Origin of the sequence: Ruicaihuangia caeni (genome assembly GCF_040536845.1) — a bacterium.
Lineage (GTDB): Bacteria > Actinomycetota > Actinomycetes > Actinomycetales > Microbacteriaceae > Ruicaihuangia > Ruicaihuangia caeni.
The window spans coordinates 2,303,836-2,325,086 of record NZ_CP159582.1; the positions used below are offsets into that span (position 1 = coordinate 2,303,836).

Below are 21,251 nucleotides of genomic sequence, written 5' to 3' on the forward strand. Positions count from 1 at the left end.
CGACAACCACTTCCTCATAATGAGGCGTCAGCGCGAACAGCATCCTCCCGCATGGTGGCTCGGCACCGTGGGAAGTTCGAGCAGCCGAAAAAGCGCCCATGCCGACTTGTGCGGAGCACCATTGCCCCGTCGGCGCACTCACTGCACTTGATCAGTGGAATCTCCTCGGCAATCGCAGTGACGTAGGGCAGCCGTTTGTCTTCAATGAGTTCGATGAGAAATGGCGATTCCCGCCCAGCGACCGTGATGAGAGTCACTGACCGTCGCGCGCGGGTCAGCGCGACGTAGAACAGGCGACGTTCCTCGGCATGTCGAAACGACTCGCCGACAGGCATGGCGAGCTTCAACGCGGGGTCGTTCGCGATGCGGCTCGGAAAGGCGGCGCCGTCCCGGGTGAGACTGGGAATGATGACGTAGTCGGCCTCGAGCCCCTTTGACGAGTGCACCGTAGAGAAACGAACGTCGAGGTGGTTCCACTGCTTCGCGGCACCTCGCGGCATGAGCGACTGCTGATGGCGGTACCTGCCCAAGATGAAGACGCTTGCCTTTCCGCCGCCGCCAGCGGGTGCGATGCCAGACCCGATTCGGTCATTGAGCTCTGCGAGGTGCTTGCGGATCACTGTGTACACGTGGGCATCGCTGTCCGCGGCGATAGCGATCAAGGACGGCGGATATTCCTCGGCGTTTGACATGACCTGCTTAGGCAACTGGGCTTGGTTCTTCATCACAAACCCACTGGAGGCGTCGCAGATCGATTGTGGGCACCGGAACGTGCGCTGAAGCTGCAGCGTCTCGCCCTCACCGAACCATGTGTGGAAACCGGTCATCAAAGAGACATCGGCACCGGCGAACTGGTTGATGCTCTGCCAGTCGTCGCCCACCGCGAAGAGATACGAGCCCGGCTTCGACGTGAGCGCCCGCATGAGTCTCGCGCGAGCGACGCTCGCATCCTGCATCTCATCGACCATGACCAGCTCGAACGGGCTATCCCAACGTCCCGCCTCGATGTGGTCCGCCGCGAGGTTCAGCATGTCTTCGAAGTCAATTGCGTCGTGCTGGTTGAGCTCCTCCTCCCAGCGATCGCGGATGCGTTTGTACAGGGCCAGAAAGCGTTCATGGCGGTGTCGTCGCCTCCTTCCGGTTTCGGAGTGCGCCCGGGCCAGCAGGTCGTCCAGGCTCAGACGGTTGCTCTTCGCGTGCGCCATGAACGACCTGAACGTGGTCACAAGCCGCTCGTTCTCGATCGGGGGAGCGCCATGGACCGGACGATCGGGGTTGGGGTCGAGTTCGATGCCGCGCGAGGTCAGTTCGCGGCTGAGCTTCTCGAAGACCTCGCCGGTGCGGATCTCGTGCATCTCTGTCTCGATGAGCTGGGTGCCATAGCGAGCGTGAGTGACGCGCGCCCACTCCATCTTCTCCCTGTAGCCCTTGAACGTCGCGGGCGGGACACCGTCTTCGTCGATCGCAAGGTGCTCGTGGTATACGGCTATGTCGGGGTAGTAGAAGTCTGGTGTGTACTGCCTGTGGTCGGGGTCGGTGGTGTCATGCTCATAGCGCCGCTCATAGTCGTAAGCGACGCCGTGATAGAACAGCCAATCGGCGATCTGGCGTTCACCGTGTGACTCGACGATCTCGCCGTTCAGGGTGCGGAACCCGCGGCGCCGGCTCTTCGGGTCCCACCAATCTGGTTCAGGGTCGTCATCACCTTCGACGGGAATGTCGGCGCTGAATACCAGCCGAAAGAGATCCCAGTCCTGGCGGAACACTGGGTCGTTGTCGCGGAGGTGGTCAACGATCTCCGCGACCTTCCGAACGTCCCCACCGGCGTGCCCGAGCCAGGGCGCAAGGCTCGGCTTGCGCCCAGTCGCTTGGCCAATGATGGCCAGCCCAAGCGCGTGAAACGTCCGCGCCATGACGCGATCGGCGGACAGCCCCAGGGGTGTCAGGCGTTCATCGATGCGCTGCTGCAACTCGTCGGCCGCCGAGCTGTTGAAGGCGAGAAGCAGGATGCGCTCGGCTGAAACGATTCCGCGGTGTAACGCGTACCCGGCTTTCGCGATCATGGTCGAGGTCTTCCCGGAACCAGCCGCAGCGACAAGCTGCACCCGGTTGTCGAAGGTGACCACGGCGCGGGCCTGTTCAGAAGTCAGCGGCGACTTCTCGACCCGGTCGAAGAAGCTGCGGTACTCCTCCAACTCGCTCGAGAGGAACCGGTCGTTCCAAGTGGCGACGTACTGCTGTAGATCGGCAGACCACAGCTCGAGCGCTTGCAGCACATCGCCCGGCTGCTCGGCGCGGTGCTCGGCCAACTCTGGCGCGCTCGCGAGTCGCGACGGATCTTGCGGCTTGTGCATCTCCCAAGCCCGTGAGAACTCGCGCGTGATCCAACCCTTGTCACGGTGATGCGCTTTGGCATCGTCAAAGAACCCGCGAGCCCAATCAAGGATCTCGGCCGCCAGCGCATCGAAGTCGGTCCTCATCCTCGCCATTAGCAGCTCATGCTTAGCCCGGATGAGCTCGGCATTGACCCGATCCCGGATGCTGCGCGCGACACCCGCCGACAGCCCTCCAAGCCGCGTTGGAATCGGTGAGTCCCAGGCGAGTGCCGATGAAAGCAAGCCGTTCTCGACGCGCAATTCGCTGAGTTCAGGCAGCAGAACTGTGCTGGTTCCTGACGCTCGTGTCAGCCGGACCGCGTCGTCGACTAGTTCGAGGTTCCAGTCGCTATCGCGCGCAATTCTCGCTCGCCATCCCGAGGGCGCCCACGATATCGACATCGATGCCCCCGATCGACCGCTTTCGCCGACGATACCAAGCGCGCCAACGCATGGGGGCGAAACGCCGGGTGGGCGGCGGCGCTCCTTCGCAGAACTGTGAGGGACTTGTCGCTTGTCGCGATCAGTCGGCGGCTTGAGCGGGAGCGTCGCATTCGACAGCGGATTTCGGACTCGTGCCCGGAGGCCTGGGCCGGACTGAGCGGGTGCGCTATGCCAGCGACAGGAAGAGCTTCTCGAGCTCCTCGGGGTTGGTCTTCGACTCGTCGCCCGAGTCGGTGAGGCATTCGCGCAGCGCGGTGGAGATCACGAGGAACCCGGCGCGGTCGACGGCCTTCGACACCGCTGACAGCTGCTGCACGACGTCGCGGCAGTGGGTGTCGCTCTCGACGGCGGCGATCACCGCGGCGAGTTGACCGTGCGCGCGGCGCAGACGGTTGACGATCTTCCGCTTGGCTTCGGGGTCGTATTCGGCGTGCGTTGTGAGGTTCTCGGTCATCACGGCGCCCCTCTCAGGTCGAGTTGACATTCATGATACCCCATGGGGTATTATTTCCAGCACGGATTGATACCCCCGGGGGTATCTCCGACATTGTTGAGACAGAGAGATTGGAAACGGCTTCATGTGCCGAGCGACGAAGTGCAACACCTGTGGCAAGACCACCTGGACCGGATGCGGTGAGCACATCCAAGACGTGAAGCGTCAGGTTCCGGCATCCCAGTGGTGCAACGGCCAGCACTCGCGCGCCGAGGTGGAAGCGGCTGCCCAGGGAGCGCGCGGCGGCGGGTTCCTCGCGCGCCTGTTCGGCCGCTGACGGCATCCGCACCGCATCCGACGAACACCCGCCCGCGCAAACCCGCCCAAACCAACCCGAGAAACCCGAGGAACGCACCATGCTGCTGGAACGCATCTATGACGAAGACCTCGCCCAAGCGAGCTATCTGATCGGCTGCCAGGCGCGCGGCGAGGCGATCGTCATCGACCCGCGCCGTGACATCCGCGTCTACTCCGACGTCGCGAAGAAGCACGGCATGACGATCACCGCGGTCACCGAGACCCACATCCACGCCGACTACCTCTCGGGCACGCGCGAACTGGCCGCAGCCACCGGCGCGACAATGTACGTCTCTGATGAGGGTGGCCCAGAGTGGACCTACGGCGAGGCATTCGACGAGGCCGTGCGCATGCGCGACGGCGACACGATCCGTCTCGGCAACGTGACGATCACCGCGGCGCACACTCCGGGCCACACCCCGGAGCACCTGTCGTTCCTCGTGACTGACGGCGCGCAGGCGAGCGAACCCGGCTTCATGATCACCGGCGACTTCGTGTTCGTCGGCGACGTGGGCCGCCCCGACCTGCTCGACGAGGCAGCCGGCGGCATCGACACCCGCTTCGCCGGCGCTAAGCAATTGTTCGCCAGCCTGCGCAACCGCTTCCTGACCCTGCCCGACTATGTGCAGGTGCTGCCCGGCCACGGTGCGGGCAGTGCGTGCGGCAAGGCGCTCGGCGCGATCGACTCGACCACCGTCGGCTACGAGCGCGCGTTCGCGTGGTGGGGCAAGTACCTCGAGGCGGGGGATGAGCAGGGCTTCATCGATGAGCTGCTCAACGGGCAGCCCGACGCTCACGCCTACTTCGCGCGCATGAAGGTGCAGAACCGGATCGGGCCCGCTGTGCTCGGCGAGCTGACCGACCTCGTCGAATACAGCGCTGACGAGGTGCGTGCTGAGCTCGAAGCAGACGCGGTGATCTTCATCGACACCCGCTCGCATTCCGCAGTGCACACCGGCACGGTTCCAGGCTCGCTCAACATTCCCGGTACCGCCAAGGCCGCGACATACGGAGCTTGGGCGATCAACCCGGATGCCGAGCAGCGCCCCCTGATCGCGCTCGCCACCGACCGCGACGAAGCCGAAGAACTGCGCGCTCACCTCATGCGCGTGGGCATCGACACCGTGACCGGTTTCATCCCCTCGCTCGACGGGCTCGACCTGATCGCGCCGCGCACCGTGTCTCCCGAGGAACTCGACGAGTTCGACCATGCCTTGCTGCTCGACGTGCGCAGCAAGGCCGAATACGCGGCCGGGCATCTACCCGGTGCTGAGCAGTTGAGCGCGGGTCGCGCCCTGTGGAACCTCGATCGCTTGCCGTCCGAGGGGACCATCGTCAGTTACTGCCGCAGCGGCCTGCGCAACAGCGTGGTCGCGAGCGCACTGCGTCGCGCGGGGTTCGACGTCGTTGAGCTGGAGGGCTCGTACCTCGGGTGGGTCGCGGCGCAGTCAGCGGGGCGAGCAGCGGCGTAGCCGGCGGCCTGGCCGGTGCCCGGAGCTGGCGCGGTGCGTCAGAGTCCGTCGGTTCAGTGGGTCCACCGCCGATAGCGGCCCCGTAGGCTGGCGAGGTGGCGACCGGGATCGGACAAGCGCGACGCGACCTCGAGTCGCTGTGCGCCCGCGGGGTGGACTGGGCGCTTGATCCTTCCCGGTTCGGCGTCGACGCGGCATCCGCTCGTCGTTCCGGAGTGCTGGTGCTGTTCGGGGTGCTCGATCGCGAACCCGCCGACAGCGACGGTCCCGTGCCCGCTGATCTCGATGTGCTGCTGCAGCGGCGATCGGCGACCATGCGCCACCACGCGAGCCAGATCTCGTTCCCTGGTGGGGGAGTTGACCCGACGGATGCCGACATCACCGCGACTGCGCTGCGTGAAGCCGTCGAGGAGACCGGCCTCGAGCCCTCGGGCGTCGACGTGCTCGGCACGCTGCCCGAGCTGCCGCTGTCGGTGAGCAGCAACCTCGTCACGCCGGTGCTCGCATGGTGGACTCGTCCTTCGCAGGTGGCTGCGGTCGATCACCGCGAGACAGTCGATGTGTTCCGGATTCCTGTGGCCGACCTGCTCGACCCCGCGAACCGGCTCACCGCGGTGCGACGGCGCGGCGCGCAGACATTCCGTTCACCGGCGTTCGACGTCGAGGGGCGCCTCGTGTGGGGATTCACCGGCATCGTGCTGTCGAGGCTGTTCGACGAGCTGGGGTGGACCGTTCCATGGGAGACCTCGCGCACGACCGAGGTGTGAGCGTCGTCTCAGCCGAGAGTCCGTCAGCCGAGCGCGATGAGCAGTGCGAGCACGGCGAGCACGAGCGCGACCGGCGTCATCACCGCCCGCTCGACCCGCGAGCGCGAGATGGCGTTCATCACGACGCCCAGCGCGAGGAATCCGAAGACCACCCACATGGCGACTTGCGCGAACCCATCGGGCAAGACATCGACGACGTCGGCGCGCGCGAGCGCGATCACCGCGATGAACCCGTAGACCAGGATCGACACTGCTGAGCCGACGCGGTATCCAGTGGGCAGAACGCCTGCGTGCTGGCCACCCCAGGCGGCGCGCCCCCACGGTGCGCCGAGCGCGAGCGCGGCTTGAAAGAGCGTGAGCAGCCCGATGACCGCGACGAACGCCACTGCGAGAAACATGAGCAAAGCATAGCGATCAGCGAACGCCTCACTTCGCGGGGTGGTTCGCGCCGCTGCTCAGGCGAACCAGGGGATGAAGAGCGCCGCGACGATGGCGCCGACGAATCCGAACGCCCACAGAGCGCGCACGAGCGCGGCACGGCTCACCTCGGAGCGAAGCTCGTCGAACGCCGAGAAGTCCGGCATCGCCGGCGGGGCGGCGCTGCTCCACAGAGCGGGCGCGGATGCCGCGGCCGCCAGTCGCTCGACCACATGCGGCTCCAGCACTCGCCGCTGCTTCTTCAACCACCGTGCCAGGCGAGTCGCACCCAGTACTTTCACGTGTTCCGGCTGCTGCTTGATCGTGATCGAGCGGGCACCCACGACGACCACGAGCGCGCGGGCGGTGACGGGCTCGCCCACGGCTGCTGTGAGGAGACGACTCGCACGGCGAGCCTCGTGCTGAGCGTTTCGCAGGTGGTCGGTCTTCTGACCGTTCACGAGCAGCCGCCGAGCGCCGACCCACACCCGTGCTCCACGGTGCGCCTTCGTGTTGATGGTGAACACGCCACCTGGCCCGATCACGACGTGGTCGATGTCACTACCGGCCTCGCCGACCGGCACCGAGTGCATCACGCGCCATTCGGCTCCGAGCACTGCGAGACACTGGGCCACTTCGAGTTCGCCCAGGGCGCCTGTGAACCACGACCGTGCCTCACCACGCAGCGGGTTGCTTCCAACGAAGCGACCGATGCGCGATCTTGGCCGCACTGACTGCTGCAGCCGTAGACACTCGGCCACGACGCCCGAGGCCGGCAGGCGGTCTGCCAATGAAGCGGTGAACTCGATCGGTTCTCGCATGGGCTCATCGTGTCAGTCGTGAGGCTCTGTTGGGCCGCCCAGTTCGTGGGGGCTCTCCGCCGAGACCCCGCAGGCGCTTGACCTTGACGCAACGTCAAGCTCTAACGTGTTGAATGATGGACGAGCCTGGTGCGAATCACTGGCGGGAGGAGGCGGCATCCGTGGACTGGTCGATCCAAGAGGTGGCCCGTATGGCAGGCACAACGAGCCGGGCGCTCCGGCACTATGACGACCTCGGGTTGCTTCGGCCCAGCCGAATCGGCAGTAACGGGTACCGCTACTACGACCGAGCCTCGCTCGTGCGGCTGCAGCGGATCCTGTTGATGCGCGAGCTCGGGCTCGGCCTCTCAACGATCGGCGAGGTGCTCGACCAGCAAACCGATGAAGCATCGGCGCTCACAGCGCATATCGAGTGGCTGCGGCTCGAGCAAGAGCGCATCAGCCGACAGATCGCGTCGATCGAGCGCACCCTGGTGGCCCTGGGCGGCGACGCAGCAAGCACCCACAAGAGCGTCGACAACGACGATGAAGGAGCACTGACCATGAACGACATGTTCGACGGGTTCGATCACACGCAGTATCGCGAGGAGGTTGAACAGCGCTGGGGAAAGGATGCCTACAAGCGCAGCGCCGATTGGTGGGAGTCGAAGACTGAAGCGGAGCGCTCCAACTGGCAGCAGCGAGCTCAGTCGCTCGGGGCGGCGTGGCTTGCGCTCGCCGAAGCGAAGGCAGACCCGCACGGTGCAGAAGCGCAGGACGCGGCGGCTCGCCATGTCGATTGGCTGCGCGGTATTCCCGGCACTCCCGCCGAGCGCGGAGACGCCGCGACCGTGCGCGCGTATGTCGAGGGTCTAGCCGAGATGTATGTCGCCGACGAGCGGTTTGCCGCCAACTATGGCGGAGCGGAGGGCGCTGCGTTCGTGCGTGCGGCGCTGCTGCACTACGTGGCGACGGCGCTCTGACGACGACTCGACCTTGCAGCGGCTGCGGCGCTCCGGTCGACTAGGCCGAGCTGACCGAGCGTGCGGTGGAGCCGTCACTGAAGGAGCGCTTCAGGCGAGCGCCGAGGCGACCGCTTCCTCGACCGTGTGATGCGCGAACCGGAAACCCGATCCGGTGAGCACGCCCGGCTCGACTCGCGCGTCGCTCGTGAGCAGCGAGTCGACGGCGTCCCGACCGAGCACCAGGCGCATCGCCCAAGCGGGCGCCGGCACGAGGAACGGACGGTGCATGCGACGCGCGAGGGCGCGCCCGATGTCGTTCGCGGTGGCGGCAGTGGGCGCGGCGAGGTTGACCGGGCCCTCGATTTCGCGCTCGATGACGTGCTTGATCGCGTTCACCTCGTCGCGCAGCGAGATCCACGGCCAGTACTGAGTGCCTCGGCCGATCGGGCCGCCGAGCCCGAACCGGGTGAGCGCGATCAGGGGCTTCAGCACGCCATCGCGGTGCAGCACCGGCGAGGTACGCAGCAGCGCCACCCGGGTGCTGTTGGCCGCGCGCATCGCTTCCGCCTCCCACTCCACACAGAGCCGAGCGAGAAAGGTCTCGCCGGCCGGGGATGACTCGGTGAGCAGCCGCCCTGGTGCCGAGCCGTAGAAGCCGACGGCAGAGCCCGACAGCAACGCGGGCGCATCGGCGCCGAGCGAGCGCAACGCGTCGGCCACGGCTCCAACGGCCTGAAGCCGCGATCGGCGCAGCGCGTCGCGGTACTTCGGCGTCCACGGCATCCTGCCGACACTGGCACCGTTGAGCACCACGACCGCCTTGGCGCCCTCGAGCGCTCGGGGGTCGAGCGATGCGCCGGGGGTGAGCCATTCCACCTCGTCCGACGCGCGGCTCGCTCTGCGCACGAGTCGAACCGCTTCGACGCCATCGAGCTGCAGCGAGCGCACGAGCGCCCGGCCGATGAGCCCCGAAGCGCCCGCCACCACCACACGACTGCCCGCCATGGCACCATCCTGCTCGCTACGGTTCATCGATGCCTCAGGTCTCGTCTCCGCCGGTGCTGCCGGCGCTGCCACCCGCACCCGGCTGGCTCGCCGACGCGGGGGAGACGCGCTCCCAGGGCTCGATCGGCCCCTCGATCACTGTGAAGAGCGGGTGCGTTCGTGGCCGCTCTTCACGCAAGCGGTCGGCGTCGTGCGGGCTGCGCAGGGTGAGCTTCTCGGTCAGGCGCTGCCACTCGTACTCGACCTGCCCGGAGGACACGGTCAACGGCGGCACACCGGTGCCGGGGCGCTCGATCTTGGCCGCATCGAAGCGGTACCCGCGGCGCTGCGCCTCCTCGGCGACGCCAGAGAGATACGCGCCGACTGCGGCGAGGGGGTCACCCGCGGCCTTGAAGCGTTCGAGCTGCGGATGCCGCACGTACCCGCGCGTGCGGCCGGCGAGCACCGCCTGTGCGAGCAGCGCCTCGCGCCAGCAGGCCAGCAGCCCCGCACGGTCGAGGTGCTCGGGGTGCAGCGACCAGAGCCTCACGAGGCCTCGCGCCCTGCTTGATCGGTCGTCATTTCGCCTCGCCTTCGCACGGCAATCGTATGCGGCTCGCGGCACCCGATCGGCCAGCTCGCGACTCACGCAACGGCCGCAAGTCACCCGACCGTCGCACGCAAGCCCGAGCCGGGGTACCGTGCAGGGCATGTGGTGGACCGTGATCGTGATCTTGCTCATCCTCTGGCTGGTGCTGTCGGTTCTCGGCTTCGTGCTCAAGGGCTTGTTGTGGCTCGCCGTGCTGGGCATCGTGCTCTTCCTCGGCACGCTCGTGTTCGGGTTCTTCCGCAGCCGCTCGCGCACGTGACCAGGCGTTCGCGAACCTTCTCCCGACGGGCGCGCTGGTAAGGGCGCTCTGGCGTGTCGCAGCCCGGGCAGTGAAGGATATGCCGCATGACTGTGACCGCCTTCGACAAAGATGTCGACTCTCTGACCTTGACCTTCGTCGTCGAGCTGCCGATCGGGATGGAGCGTGCCTGGCAGTTCTGGGCAGACCCTCGCACGCTCGAGCGCTGGTGGGGGCCGCCGAGCTGGCCGGCTACCGTCACGCAGCATGACTTCGTACCGGGTGGCAGCACCCGGTACTTCATGACTGGCCCCGACGGTGACACCTCCCACGGGTGGTGGACGATCACCGAGCTCGAACCTCCTCGCCTCCTCGCGTTCGAAGACGGCTTCTCGGATGTCGACGGCACGCCGATCGCCGAGATGCCGACCACCCGGGCCAGAGTGACGTTCGAACCGCTCGAGGCGGGCACACGCATGACCATCGCGAGCACGTGCGCCTCACGCGAGCAGCTCGATCAACTGATCCAAATGGGCGTCGAAGAGGGCATGACGCAGGCCCTCTCACAGCTCGACGCGCTCATCGACGAAGAGGTCGCCCGCGAAGACTGAGCTCAGCCGAGGAGCGAGCTCAGCCGCGGTCGGCGAGCCGTGCGACCGCCGGCATATCGGGCGCGGCCCAGTCGAGCGTGCGCAATTCGGATGCCGGAAGCCACAGCATCCGATCATGGTCCGTGCTCTGCGCCGGCAGCGCGCCGTCGGTGACGACCGCGTAGCACGCGAGGTCGATCGGGCGCCTGCCCGGCCCCACCTCGGTCACGCTGCGGTCGATGAGCGGGCCCACCTCGATCGATACCCCGAGCTCTTCAGCGATCTCGCGTTGCAGCGCCGCGCGCGGATCTTCGCCCGCTTCGACCTTGCCGCCCGGGAACTCCCACTTCCCGGCGTCGGGTTTGTGCGCGGCGCGACGGCAGGCCAGAAGGCGGCCATCGGCATCCGCGAACACTGCAGCGACGACGTGGAGCACGAGGGCAACGCTACCGGGCACCGGTCGGTCGAATTCACGACCGGTGCCCGGGGCTGCTCCTGGCACCGCTACTGGAACGCGGGCACCACGTGCTCGATGAACAGTTCGAGCGAACGCTTCTTCTGCTCGTGGGTGAGGCTGTTGTCGCTCCAGAAGCTGAACTCCGTCACGCCGAGCGCCTCGTAGTGCTTGAGCCGCTCGATCACCTCGGCCGGGGTGCCGATCATCGCCGTGCGGTGGAGCGACTCGGGGCGGAAGTCCGGGCGCTCGGCGAACTTCTCCTCGGGACTCGGCTCGAGGAAGCCGTTCGCCGGCGTCGTCTTGTTGCTGAACCACGCGTCGAAGGTGCGGTAGAAGCGGTTGATGCCTTCTGCTGCCGGGCGCCAACCGTCCGGATCGTCCTCGGCGTGCACGAACGTGTGCCGCAGCACCATCAGGTCGGGGCGGCGTTCGATCTCCGGGTGAGCGGCGACCGCGGTCTCGAACTTGTTGACCAGGTCTTCGACCTCCTCGTCGCCCTTCATGAGCGGCGTCACCATGACATGGCAGCCGTTCGCCACGGCGAAGTCGTGTGACGCGGGGTCGCGTGCGGCAATCCACATCGGCAGGTCGGGTTGCACTGGCTTCGGCACGCTGGTCGAGGTCGGGAACTGCCAGAGCTCGCCGTCGTGGGCATAGTCGCCCTTCCAGAGTTCGCGGATCGCCGGAACGATCTCGCGCAGATGCTTGCCCCCATCGGTGGCGGGAAGGCCGCCGGCCATGCGGTCGAACTCGAACTGGTAGGCGCCGCGCGCCAGCCCCAGCTCTGCCCGACCGCCGCTGATCACATCGAGCAGGGCTGTCTCGCCCGCCGCCCGGATCGGGTTCCAGAACGGGGCGATGATCGTGCCGGCACCGAGTCGGATGCGGCTGGTGCGGGCAGCGAGGTAGGCGAGCTGCGGCATCGGGTTCGGCGAGATGGTGTACTCCATCGAGTGGTGCTCACCGATCCAGACGGTGCCGAACCCGCCTTCCTCGGCCAAGAGGGTCAGCTCGGTGAGGTTCTCGAACGCCTCCTCGTAGGAGACGGTCTCGTCCCACCGCTCCATGTGCACGAATAGCGAGAAGCGCATGGCTGACTCCTACTCCTGCCCGGCGTTCGCCGACGCGGCGGTCGACGCGCTCGCGGCGCCATTGCGTTCGGCGATGGTGACGTTGTTGCGCGCCCAGTGCTCGTGGTCGACCTCGCGAATGATGACGGTGATGTTCTCGGGCGCGGCGTCGACCGTGGTCTCGGCGGCGTTGTGCAGGGCATCGATCAGCGCGCGGAGCTGTTCCGGGCTTCGGCCCCTGGCGAGCGATACGTCGATGAGTGGCATGGCGTTCTCCTTATCCGCGCATGACGAAGGGGTCGGCGACCGGTCCTTCGTCGGTGTTGATCCAGATGCTCTTCAGCCTGGTGTACTCGTTCATGGACTCGAGCCCGTGCTCGATGCCCACGCCCGAACTCTTGAACCCTTGCCGGGGCGACATGGGCGACATGGCCCGATAGGTGTTGACCCAGATCGTGCCGGCGTCGAGACGCCGGGCGACTCGGTGCGCCCGCGCCAGGTTCTGGGTCCAGACACCGGCGGCGAGACCGTACTCGGTGTCGTTTGCAAGGCCGATGAGCTCGTCTTCGTGCTCGAACGGCATGATGGCCGCCACGGGCCCGAAGATCTCCTCCCGCACCACGCGCATCGAGTTGTCGACATCGGTCAGCACGGTGGGCGAGTAGAAGTAGCCGGGCAGCGACACATCGGGGCGTCCTCCACCGGTGTGCACCGTGGCGCCTTCCTCGGCCCCGAGCCTCACGTAGGAGTCGACTTTCTCGAGCTGGTCGGCGAACGCCAGGGGACCGAGCTCCGTGTCGTCGGCGAGCGGGTCGCCGATCCTGATGGAGTTGGCGCGCGCTGTGACGCGCTCCAGCAGTTCGTCGTACACCGCGCGGTGCGCGAACACGCGGCTCCCCGCAATGCAGGTCTGACCGGCGGCGGCGTAGATGCCGGCGATGACGCCCATGGCAGCGTTGGCGACATCAGCATCCTCGAACACGATGTTCGGGCTCTTGCCGCCCAGCTCCAGGGTGCACCCGATGAACCGGCTGGCGGCTTCGGCGGCGATGCGCGCGCCGGTGGCCGTCGAGCCGGTGAACGAGATCTTCGCCAGCAGCGGATGGCTCACAAGCGCCGCGCCGGCCTCAGATCCGAAGCCCGTGACGACGTTGAACGCACCGTCGGGGAATCCTGCCTCCGTGGCCAGCTCGGCCAGCAGCAGAATCGTGCGCGAGGTGTGCTCGCTGGGCTTGACGACCACGGTGTTGCCCGCGGCGAGCGCCGGCGCGATCTTCGACGTCGTCAGCGTGAGCGGCGAGTTCCACGGTGTGATCGCACCGACCACTCCGAGCGGCTCGCGCTGCGTGTAGTTGAGGATCGCGAGGGATGTCGTCGGGATCTGTGAACCCTGAACCTTGTCGGCGAGCCCCGCGTAGTAGTAGTAATACTCCGGCAGCGCCGCGAGCTGCCCTCGCATCTCGCGCAGCAGCTTGCCGTTGTCGAGGCTTTCGTATCGTGCGAGATCATCCGCGCGCTCGCCGATGAGATCGCCCAGCCGACGCAGCAGGTGCCCGCGCTTGGTGGCACTGAGACCGCTCCAGCCGGGCGAGTCGAACGCCTCGTGTGCGGCTCGCACCGCGCGGCCGACGTCTTCGGCGCTGCCGCGCGCCGCCTCGTACAACGGCTCGAGCGTCGCCGGGTTGCCGCTGGCGAAATAGGCGCCGTCGGCGGGGGCCACGTATTGGCCGCCGATGTAGTGCTGCAGTCTGGGCAGTTGGTCGGTCACGATGCGGCTCCTTCTGCACGTGGCGTTGCGGCCGGGCTTGCGGTGCTCGCCAGTTCGGCGACGGTGATGAAGTCGGCGATCGCACGTGCCAGCGACCCTGGATTCTCGACGGGCAGCATGTGCCGCGCCCCCGGTACGATCTCGACGCGGGTGCCGGGGATCGCGAGCGCCAGGCGGTATGACATCTCCGGCGTCGAGCCGGGGTCGTGCTCTCCTGTGACGGCGAGCACCGGCATCCGAATGCCCGACAACTCGGTCGCGATCTCCTGGTCGGCATGAGCGAAGACCGAGTATGCGTGCAGATACGACTCCTCGTCGTTCGCCAGCAGCACTCGCTCCGTCTCCGCGATCGTCTCGGCGCTGACGGGGGTGCCTTCCGGGAACCACCGCTCCAGGGATGCTTGGACGCTCTCGGCGAAGTGCCGCTCCGCGTTGCGCAGACGCCCCTCGACGGCCGCGCGTTCGTCGGGAGTGCGGCGGCATACCCCGCTCACGCACGTCAGGGTCGTCACCCGCTCAGGGGCGTGCCGAGCGAGGTGCTGGGCGATGAGCGCGCCGAGCGAGAACCCGACGAGGTGCACGGGCGTCTCCGGCATCCGCGAGAGCACATCGTCGGCCAATTGGCCGAGCGTCTGCGGTTCGCGAAGCGGCGGGCGCTCGCCGTGGCCGGGCAGATCGAGTGAGACGACCTCGTGGTCGGCCATCGCGGCATGGCCGGAGAGCGCCCCGCGCAGGGGGCGCCACATTGTGCGGTCGAGCCCCACACCGTGAAGCAGCACGAGCGGCGCGGGCTCGGCCCTTGTGGGGGAGGAGATCGTGACGGTGGTCATGCGCGTGGCCGTGCTCACTGCTCGGTCGAGAGAGGTGCGAGCCGTTGCTGCGGACGTCCCTGAGCGGCGGCCACGAGCCCGACGACGATCTCGTGCGGGTGCGGTGCGTCGGGGATGCGCACCTCGACGCTCTGGTGGTGGGAGCGGATGGTCGCGTCGGTGATGTGCTTGAGCGGCACGTCGAACACGGCGCCGGCGGTGGCGCGCTTCTCGACTGCGGGCAGCAATGTGGTCGCCCGCGCCGCGGTGCGGAAATGGTCACCGAACTTGAGGGTGTGGATCAGCGCTGAGCCGTGCTCGATCTCACCATCGGTTCCGACGATCGCGGCCTTGCCGTAGGCCTCGACCGGTGAGTCGAGCGCCTCCACGACGCGAGGTGCGAGCAGCGCTCCGAGCTCGGATGCGGTGCGCTCGATGCCGTCGCTGAGATCGTCCACGAATCCGTGACCGTGCCAGGGGTTGTCGATCACCGCCGCCACCACCGCGATGCGCGCGGCGGGTTCGACCGGTCGCCCGCCCTCGGCGACGACCTCCTCGACGATCGTGATGATCTTGCGGATGTTCACAGGGCGATTCCCTTCAGGATGTCGGAGGTGACGGGCAAGTCGGTCGCCCGATCGCCGATCCGGGCATGCGGTCGCGGTCCGGTCGACGCCGCGGCGATCACGGCGATCTCGTCGGTGTGAGGTGCGTCCCGCAGCGGCACGTCAAGGCTCTGATAGTGGCTGCGCGTCGACGCGGCGGTCTTGTGCCAGAGCGGAACACGGATGCTGCCACCGGGGGCCGCGCGCCCGTCGGCGAAGCAGAGGATCGACGTGCCTTCGAGCGCCTCGCGCACGAGGTTGCCGAAGTACGGGGTGTGGATGAGTGCACCCGCATGCTCGAGCTCGCCGTCGAGGCCGACCACGGCGGCCTTGCCGAAGGCCTCGACCCGCTGTGCGCCTCCCAAGGCATCAAGCAGCCGGTCCGTCAGCAGCTTCGCGAGCACCGGCGCGATTCGTACCGTCTCGGGTTGGAGGTCGAACTCAGTCGAAGTGCCGATCCAGGGGTTGGCGATGACCGCCACCGCGCTGGCTCGAAGAATCAGCGCCGGCTCGCCGCCGGCGCTCGGAAGCTCCTCGGTCGAGGTGATGATCGAGCGGAGCCCGATGAGCGCACCGATCTCCTCGAACTCACGCAGCGTCGAACGCTCGAAGAGCTCGAAGCTACGCGGAGCGAGAGTGTCGGTGGCGGTCATGCATCGGTTCCTTTCGGGTAGGGCGGAGGCGGACCCCAGCCCGGCGGTGAGCTGGGGTGCGAGCGAGCGCGGCGGCGGTGATCAGGCATCCGGCCGTGCGTGCGATGTCGCTTCTTCCGCTGCGAATGCACGGAAGACGGCGGCGCTCGAGGCATCGACGTGCGATCGCATCGCCACTTCGGCTCCCACGTGGTCCTTCGCCTCGATGGCGGCGACCACGCGCTCATGCTCGTGCAGCGACGATCCCAGCCGGCCCGGCTGCCCGATCGAGCGGGTGACGAGCCGGTGATAGGCCAACTGATTCATGAGCCGGTCGTAGTGCTCTTCGAGCTTCTGATTGGCCGAGCCCGCGATGAGGATCGCGTGGAACTCATGCACGAGCGACGCGTAGCGCTCCCCATCACCCTGCCGTACGGCTTCAGCGGATGCCTCGAGATTCCGCTGCAGCGCGGCGACTTCGGGCACATCGCCGCGTCGCGCGAGCAGCCCGGCGGCAAGGCCCTCGAGCCCGCCCTTCAACTCGAACAGTTCCACGATCTCGCGGCGGGTCGGCTGTCGCACGAAGGTGCCGACGCGAGGCCGGATCTCGACCAGCCCCTCGTTCTCGAGCTGCTTGAGTGCCTCGCGAATCGGTGTGCGGCTGACCTCGAACTCCTCGGCGAGGAAGAGCTCGGGCAGCAGCGCCCCGGGTGGATACTCGCCGCCGAGAACGAGCGCGCGCAACCGGTCGAGCAACGGCGCCTGTTCGGGCAGCGGCGACTCAATCGTGGCGGCGTTCACGGTCTCTTGCATGCCAACAACGTAGCTTGCATGCAACAGCGCGTCAACAACCGCCGCTGAATATCGGCATTTTCGCCAATTTGCACGGAGCGCTTGACGGAGACCGGCGTCGTCGCTACGTTCTGTTGCATGCAAACGATCAAAGAATCGGTGACTGTCGCCTGGGCCGCCGCCTGGGATCGCGGCGAAGTCGACGCTCTCGATGCCGTGCTGCACCCCGACTACCGTCGGGAGAGCGCGAACCGGGGAACCATCACCGACCTTGCGACGCTCAAACGCGACATCCTCGAGGTGCGTGAGGCGTTCCCAGACCTCGTGACGACGCTTGACAAGGTCATTGTCGACGGCGACGATCTGGCGATCTTCTGGAGCACGACCGGCACTTTCAGTCGTCCGCTCGGGGGAGTGCCGGCGACCGGACGACGCGTGCGCACGACCGGGTCGAATCACGCCACGGTTCGCGATGGCGTCATCGTTCGCGAGCGCGTCACGTGGGACCAGAGCGAATTGCTCCTCGACCTCGGAGTGCCCTCCCTCCGATCTGCATTCGAGACGGACGCGGATGAGGTCGTCGTCGACGACCTCTCGGGCGCGCTCGGGCTCGATGCGCTCAAGGGCTTCAATCGTCAGTTCATCACCGGGGTGACGGTGGTCACGACCACCGACGCCGACGGCACGCCCCGGGGGCTCGCCGCGAACTCGTATGCCTCCGTCTCATTGGAGCCGCCTCTGGTGCTGGTCTGCGTGCAGAAGACCTCGTCGACCTATCCGGCGTTGTTCGCCTCCAGTCACCTCGGCATCAACATCCTGAGCAATGCCCAACGTGGCACCGTCGCGACCTTCGCCTCGAAGGAACCCGATAAGTTCGCGCACCTCGATTGGCACGCCGCCCCGAACGGCAGCCCGCTCATCGAGGGGTCGTCGGCCTCCATCGAGGCCGAGATCAAGGAACGACTACAGGCCAAGACGCACACGGTGTTCATCGCCAAGGTCACCCACGCCGAACTCGGCGACGCGGTGCCGATGATCTACAAGGCGGGTCGCTTCTTCGACGGCGAGCACTTGCAGGAACTCGAAGCCGCACCCGTCTGAACTCACCACCTCCTTGCCCACGCCCCACCCTCACCTCAGGAGATTCGATGACGAACCACCAGCCTGACCAACCCGGCACACCGATCTACGGGTCATCCGTGCTGCGCACCGAGCCCTTCGCCACCGAAGAGATCCCCACGACCGAGCGCCATGGCCACCCGCGCCAGCAGTTCACCCTCTGGTTCGCCGCGAACATGGTGCTCGCGGTGCTCGTCTCGGGATTCTTCTCGTCGCTGTTCGGCCTGTCGGTCATCCAGGGACTCACCGCGGTTGCCGCAGGAACCCTCGTCGGCGCGATTGTGATGGGCCTGCTCGCGGGCATCGGCACCAAGCTCGGCGTGCCTCAGCAGGTGCAGGGTCGCGGCCCGATGGGCTACTTCGCGAACTTCGTGCCCATCGCCCTGCTCACGATCATCTCGGCGATCGGCTGGACCGCCGTGAACACCGTGTTCGCCGTGATTGCGCTGCAGACCCTGATCGAGGTGCCGTTCTGGCTCGCTGCGGCGGTGATCTTCGCCGTGCAGGCGGTCTTCGCGATCTGGGGTCACAACCTCATCCACATGATCAACAAGGTCGCCACGGTGGTGCTCGCGATCCTCTTCGCAGTGATCACGGTGCTGTCCTTCCAGAAGGTCGACTTCGCAGTGGGGGTGAATCCCGAGGCTCCCTTCTACATGGGGGATGTCGCGGGGTGGCTGACGTTCGCCGGCTTCTTCTTCGCCTATGTCATGACCTGGACGCCGTTCGCCTCCGACTTCTCCCGCTACCTCTCGCCGAAGACCTCGCACACCAAGGTGATGGCCTATACGGCCGGCGGCTCGTTCGCCGCGATGATGTGGCTCGGAGGCATCGGAGTGCTCGTGTCGAGCTTCGCCGGCGAGCTCGACGCCATCCCGGCGCTCGCTGAGCTCACCGGCACGTGGGCGCCCGTTGCCATGTGGACCGTGGTGCTCTCGACGCTCCCTGTGAGCGCGATGAACCTGTACGGCGGCTCGCTCTCGCTGCTCACCATCCGCATCCCGGTGAACCGGATTGTCGGGGTCATCGTGATCGCGGCTGCGAGCCTCGGGGTGACGTTGCTCATGCAGACGAACCCTTACGGCAGCTTCTATGACTTCTTGCTGATCCTGGCGTACCTCGTCGTTCCGTTCAGCACGATCCTCCTGCTCGATTACTATCTGCGGATGCGCAAGCTCGGCAGGGTCGCGGTCGACCAGCTCTTCGACACCCGGCGCGGCATCGAGTGGGGCTTCGTCGCCTGGGTGCTCGCCTGTGCCTTCTCGTCGCTGTTCTGGGCCTCGACGCTCTACACCGGCCCCCTTTCGGGCGTGTTCGCCGACTTGGGTGACGTGTCGTACCTGGCGGGTGCCATCGCCGCGGTCGTCGCGTACCTGGCGCTTCGTCCACTGCCCGCGCTGTCGAGCCTGTTCGGCCCGAAGGACACCGAGCTGGAGTACGCGAATTGATCCACCCCGCGTCGACCGAATCGACGGCGCTGGTCGTCGTCGACATGCAGCGAGTGTTCGCGTCACCCGATAGCGAATGGCACGTGCGCGGCTATGAGGGGGCGGCCGCGCATGTGACCCGCCTGGTCGCGCAGTTCTCAGGCCCTGTGGTCTGGACGAAGTTCGTCCGCGATCCCGACGAGCGGGGAAGCTGGGGCGCCTACTACGATCGCTGGTCCGGATGCCGCGAAGAGCCGGACTCGCAGGCGTGGGATCTTACCCTTCCCACCGCCGAGAGCCACGAGGTGCTCGTGCTCCCCACGTTCTCGAAGTGGGGAGCGGAGCTCGCCGCGCTCACTGGCGACGCCGACCAGCTCATCGTGTGCGGTGTCGCGACCGATTGCTGTGTGCTCTCGACGGTGCTCGGCGCGGTCGACGCGGGGAAGGCCGTCACTGTGGTGACCGACGCGTGCGCGGGGATCACCGACACAGCGCACGAGCAAGCGATCGCGCTGATGCAGTTGCTGTCTCCGATGGTCACGCTCGCGACGACGGCCCAGCTGGTCGGTGGCAGCGCTCAGCGTCGGGGAGCCGAGTTCGCTCAGGCGAGCGCTGAATCGCCGTAGTGCATGAGGTCGCCCGGGTCATAGTGCGCCTTGGCCCGGGCGAGCCGGGCGCGCACCGCAGGTGACCAGCTGTGCAGGTGCGACGTGACGCCGTTGAGGCGACCGCGGAAGTTCACCATGGTGTAGCCATTGCCGTACGGTTCCATCGCCTCGAGGAGCCGTTCGAGCGCACCCCTGACATTCGGCGCGTCGGTTGGGGTGAGCGCGCCGACCGCCATGAGTGAGAACGCGGCGTCGCGACCGGTGATCGCATCGTGCCCGCTCGTCGACCCACGGACCGCGACTGCTGTGGAGTGCGCGAGCGCTCCGCCCATGAGCCGCACCTCGGCCATGAGCAGCGGCGTGTTCGTGCCGGCTCCCACTCGCTGCAGCAGGGCGGCCTGCGCCTCCGGGCCGAACTCGCGCAACAGCATGCCGGCGTCTTCGAACGGCAGGGGATCCTGCGGGTCCATGTGCACCGCGTCCAGTTCGAGCATCGTCGTCGAGGTCACGGTGTCCATGATCGGGTTCGATACCGCCCGCATGGGCGCGAGCAGGGCATCGGCATCCTCCGTCGTGGACTCGCACGCGAATCGCAGGTGCGCCACGAACTGCTTGCGCAGCGGCATTGGCACGCCCGGCATGTCGGGAACCCTGAGCAGAGCGACCGACGCGGATGCCTGCAGGGGGAGCGCCGCGGTCCACTCCGAGAATGCGGAGAGCACCTCAGCAGCATCCGCACCCGGGTACATGATGCCGCCCGCCATGATGGCCCCGATCGGCAGCAGGTCGAACGTCATCGAGGTGACGATGCCGAGGTTGCCCTTCCCGCCGCGCAGCAGTTCGAAGAGCTCAGGATCGCTCTCGGCGTTCACGGTGTGGAGGCCACCGTCGACGGTCACCAGCTCGCACTCGCGCACCCGGTCTGCCGCGAAGCCGTACGCTCGGCCGAGCACCGGCAGACCGCCTCCGAGCGTGTATCCGACGACGCCGACGTCGCCGGTCGAGCCTGACAATCCGAAGAGGCCGTGCATGGCCGAGCGCTCGTGCACGCTCTTCCACTTGACGCCGGCGCCGACGGTTGCGGTGCGGTCGATCGGTTTGATCTGCACCTCTTGCATGCGGCTCGTGTTGATGAGCATCCCGCCGTACATGGTCTCGGCGTGCCCGTGACCGGTCGCCTGCACGGCGATCGGTAGGGCCCGGTCGCGAGCCCAGTTCACCGCGGCCACGACCTCGCGTCCATTGGTCGGGAAGACCACCACATCCGGTTCGTGCTTCGTCGCCAGGTTGAAGCAGCTGACCGCAGCGGCGTAGTCCGGATCGTCGGGACGCACCAGAGGGTAGGTGAGCGCCCTCTGCAGTTCGGCGGCCGAGTTGATATCCCGCATGGCGGCACCTGCCTCATCGCTCGCGTCGACGGCCTGGTTCACTCGGGCGGGTGGATGCCGGCCCCGGCGCTTTGCAGGGAGTATGCGCCTCGCGATGAACCCGGTCAAGAGGCATCCGCGCGTG

General features: G+C 67.2%; 24 protein-coding genes. 9 read left to right on the plus strand and 15 right to left on the minus strand.

Features of this window, described 5'->3' with window-relative positions:
• Nucleotides 1–14: 14 nt before the first annotated feature.
• Nucleotides 15–2,480, minus strand: coding sequence for a UvrD-helicase domain-containing protein (locus tag ABV606_RS10735; RefSeq protein WP_353987720.1), 2,466 nt, complete (start codon nt 2,478–2,480; stop codon nt 15–17).
• A gap of 505 nt (nt 2,481–2,985) precedes the next feature.
• Nucleotides 2,986–3,273, minus strand: coding sequence for a metal-sensitive transcriptional regulator (locus ABV606_RS10740; protein ID WP_353987721.1), 288 nt, complete (start codon nt 3,271–3,273; stop codon nt 2,986–2,988).
• A gap of 124 nt (nt 3,274–3,397) precedes the next feature.
• On the opposite strand from ABV606_RS10740, the gene ABV606_RS10745 reads away from it, so the two are divergent.
• The 3 genes from ABV606_RS10745 to ABV606_RS10755 all read left to right on the plus strand — a co-directional run bounded on the left by ABV606_RS10745 (nt 3,398) and on the right by ABV606_RS10755 (nt 5,848).
• Nucleotides 3,398–3,589: a hypothetical protein gene (locus ABV606_RS10745; protein ID WP_281488049.1), complete on the plus strand. Its 192-nt coding sequence runs from the start codon at nt 3,398–3,400 to the stop codon at nt 3,587–3,589.
• Nucleotides 3,590–3,668: 79 nt separating this feature from the next.
• Nucleotides 3,669–5,081, plus strand: coding sequence for an MBL fold metallo-hydrolase (locus tag ABV606_RS10750; protein WP_353987722.1), 1,413 nt, complete (start codon nt 3,669–3,671; stop codon nt 5,079–5,081).
• A gap of 95 nt (nt 5,082–5,176) precedes the next feature.
• Nucleotides 5,177–5,848: an NUDIX hydrolase gene (locus ABV606_RS10755; protein ID WP_435415037.1), complete on the plus strand. Its 672-nt coding sequence runs from the start codon at nt 5,177–5,179 to the stop codon at nt 5,846–5,848.
• A 23-nt stretch (nt 5,849–5,871) separates the two neighbouring features.
• Here ABV606_RS10755 and ABV606_RS10760 read toward each other — a convergent pair whose 3' ends face one another.
• Nucleotides 5,872–6,246, minus strand: a complete 375-nt coding sequence (locus ABV606_RS10760) for a hypothetical protein (protein WP_353987723.1) — start codon at nt 6,244–6,246, stop codon at nt 5,872–5,874.
• Nucleotides 6,247–6,303: 57 nt separating this feature from the next.
• Nucleotides 6,304–7,086, minus strand: a complete 783-nt coding sequence (locus ABV606_RS10765; RefSeq protein WP_353987724.1) for a nuclease-related domain-containing protein — start codon at nt 7,084–7,086, stop codon at nt 6,304–6,306.
• 161 nt (nt 7,087–7,247) lie between these two features.
• Here ABV606_RS10765 and ABV606_RS10770 point away from each other — a divergent pair, with 161 nt between their 5' ends.
• Nucleotides 7,248–8,048 carry a MerR family transcriptional regulator gene (locus ABV606_RS10770; protein ID WP_353988825.1) on the plus strand — a complete coding sequence of 267 codons (801 nt, stop codon included), beginning with the start codon at nt 7,248–7,250 and terminating at the stop codon, nt 8,046–8,048.
• A 90-nt stretch (nt 8,049–8,138) separates the two neighbouring features.
• Here ABV606_RS10770 and ABV606_RS10775 read toward each other — a convergent pair whose 3' ends face one another.
• Nucleotides 8,139–9,035: a TIGR01777 family oxidoreductase gene (locus tag ABV606_RS10775; RefSeq protein WP_353987725.1), complete on the minus strand. Its 897-nt coding sequence runs from the start codon at nt 9,033–9,035 to the stop codon at nt 8,139–8,141.
• Nucleotides 9,036–9,069: 34 nt separating this feature from the next.
• Nucleotides 9,070–9,564 (minus strand): pyrimidine dimer DNA glycosylase/endonuclease V, encoded by a 495-nt coding sequence (locus ABV606_RS10780; RefSeq protein ID WP_353987726.1) that lies wholly within the window; start codon nt 9,562–9,564, stop codon nt 9,070–9,072.
• Between the two features lie 160 nt (nt 9,565–9,724).
• On the opposite strand from ABV606_RS10780, the gene ABV606_RS10785 reads away from it, so the two are divergent.
• Together ABV606_RS10785 and ABV606_RS10790 are read left to right on the plus strand one after the other, a co-directional pair.
• Complete coding sequence (locus tag ABV606_RS10785) at nt 9,725–9,883, plus strand: hypothetical protein (protein ID WP_281488043.1); 159 nt, start codon at nt 9,725–9,727, stop codon at nt 9,881–9,883.
• Between the two features lie 86 nt (nt 9,884–9,969).
• Nucleotides 9,970–10,473 (plus strand): SRPBCC family protein, encoded by a 504-nt coding sequence (locus ABV606_RS10790; RefSeq protein ID WP_353987727.1) that lies wholly within the window; start codon nt 9,970–9,972, stop codon nt 10,471–10,473.
• Between the two features lie 19 nt (nt 10,474–10,492).
• On the opposite strand, the gene ABV606_RS10795 is transcribed toward ABV606_RS10790, so the two are convergent.
• From ABV606_RS10795 to ABV606_RS10830, 8 genes are all read right to left on the minus strand, one after another.
• On the minus strand, nt 10,493–10,888 hold the full coding sequence (locus tag ABV606_RS10795) for a (deoxy)nucleoside triphosphate pyrophosphohydrolase (RefSeq protein WP_353987728.1): 396 nt from the start codon (nt 10,886–10,888) through the stop codon (nt 10,493–10,495).
• Between the two features lie 68 nt (nt 10,889–10,956).
• Nucleotides 10,957–12,000, minus strand: a complete 1,044-nt coding sequence (locus ABV606_RS10800; protein WP_353987729.1) for an LLM class flavin-dependent oxidoreductase — start codon at nt 11,998–12,000, stop codon at nt 10,957–10,959.
• A 9-nt stretch (nt 12,001–12,009) separates the two neighbouring features.
• Nucleotides 12,010–12,246 (minus strand): tautomerase family protein, encoded by a 237-nt coding sequence (locus tag ABV606_RS10805; protein WP_281488039.1) that lies wholly within the window; start codon nt 12,244–12,246, stop codon nt 12,010–12,012.
• Nucleotides 12,247–12,256: 10 nt separating this feature from the next.
• Nucleotides 12,257–13,747 carry an aldehyde dehydrogenase gene (locus ABV606_RS10810; RefSeq protein WP_353987730.1) on the minus strand — a complete coding sequence of 497 codons (1,491 nt, stop codon included), beginning with the start codon at nt 13,745–13,747 and terminating at the stop codon, nt 12,257–12,259.
• Nucleotides 13,744–14,577, minus strand: a complete 834-nt coding sequence (locus ABV606_RS10815) for an alpha/beta fold hydrolase (RefSeq protein ID WP_353987731.1) — start codon at nt 14,575–14,577, stop codon at nt 13,744–13,746. Before ABV606_RS10815 ends, ABV606_RS10810 begins: the two co-directional genes overlap by 4 nt.
• A gap of 14 nt (nt 14,578–14,591) precedes the next feature.
• Entirely contained in the window at nt 14,592–15,143 is a 552-nt protein-coding gene (locus ABV606_RS10820) for an amino acid synthesis family protein (protein WP_353987732.1), read from the minus strand.
• Nucleotides 15,140–15,814, minus strand: coding sequence for an amino acid synthesis family protein (locus ABV606_RS10825; protein WP_353987733.1), 675 nt, complete (start codon nt 15,812–15,814; stop codon nt 15,140–15,142). Before ABV606_RS10825 ends, ABV606_RS10820 begins: the two co-directional genes overlap by 4 nt.
• Before the next feature lie 81 nt (nt 15,815–15,895).
• Nucleotides 15,896–16,606 (minus strand): GntR family transcriptional regulator, encoded by a 711-nt coding sequence (locus ABV606_RS10830; RefSeq protein ID WP_353987734.1) that lies wholly within the window; start codon nt 16,604–16,606, stop codon nt 15,896–15,898.
• Nucleotides 16,607–16,723: 117 nt separating this feature from the next.
• On the opposite strand from ABV606_RS10830, the gene ABV606_RS10835 reads away from it, so the two are divergent.
• From ABV606_RS10835 to ABV606_RS10845, 3 genes are read left to right on the plus strand one after another with little or no spacing between them, the layout of a single operon-like run.
• Complete coding sequence (locus ABV606_RS10835; RefSeq protein WP_353987735.1) at nt 16,724–17,686, plus strand: flavin reductase; 963 nt, start codon at nt 16,724–16,726, stop codon at nt 17,684–17,686.
• 47 nt (nt 17,687–17,733) lie between these two features.
• Nucleotides 17,734–19,152, plus strand: coding sequence for a purine-cytosine permease family protein (locus tag ABV606_RS10840; protein ID WP_353987736.1), 1,419 nt, complete (start codon nt 17,734–17,736; stop codon nt 19,150–19,152).
• Nucleotides 19,149–19,757 (plus strand): cysteine hydrolase family protein, encoded by a 609-nt coding sequence (locus tag ABV606_RS10845; protein WP_353987737.1) that lies wholly within the window; start codon nt 19,149–19,151, stop codon nt 19,755–19,757. The genes ABV606_RS10840 and ABV606_RS10845 overlap by 4 nt, the downstream gene beginning before the upstream one ends.
• Here ABV606_RS10845 and ABV606_RS10850 read toward each other — a convergent pair.
• Nucleotides 19,733–21,169: an FAD-binding oxidoreductase gene (locus tag ABV606_RS10850; RefSeq protein WP_353987738.1), complete on the minus strand. Its 1,437-nt coding sequence runs from the start codon at nt 21,167–21,169 to the stop codon at nt 19,733–19,735. The two genes, ABV606_RS10845 and ABV606_RS10850, sit on opposite strands and share 25 nt — an antisense overlap.
• Nucleotides 21,170–21,251: the final 82 nt, after the last annotated feature.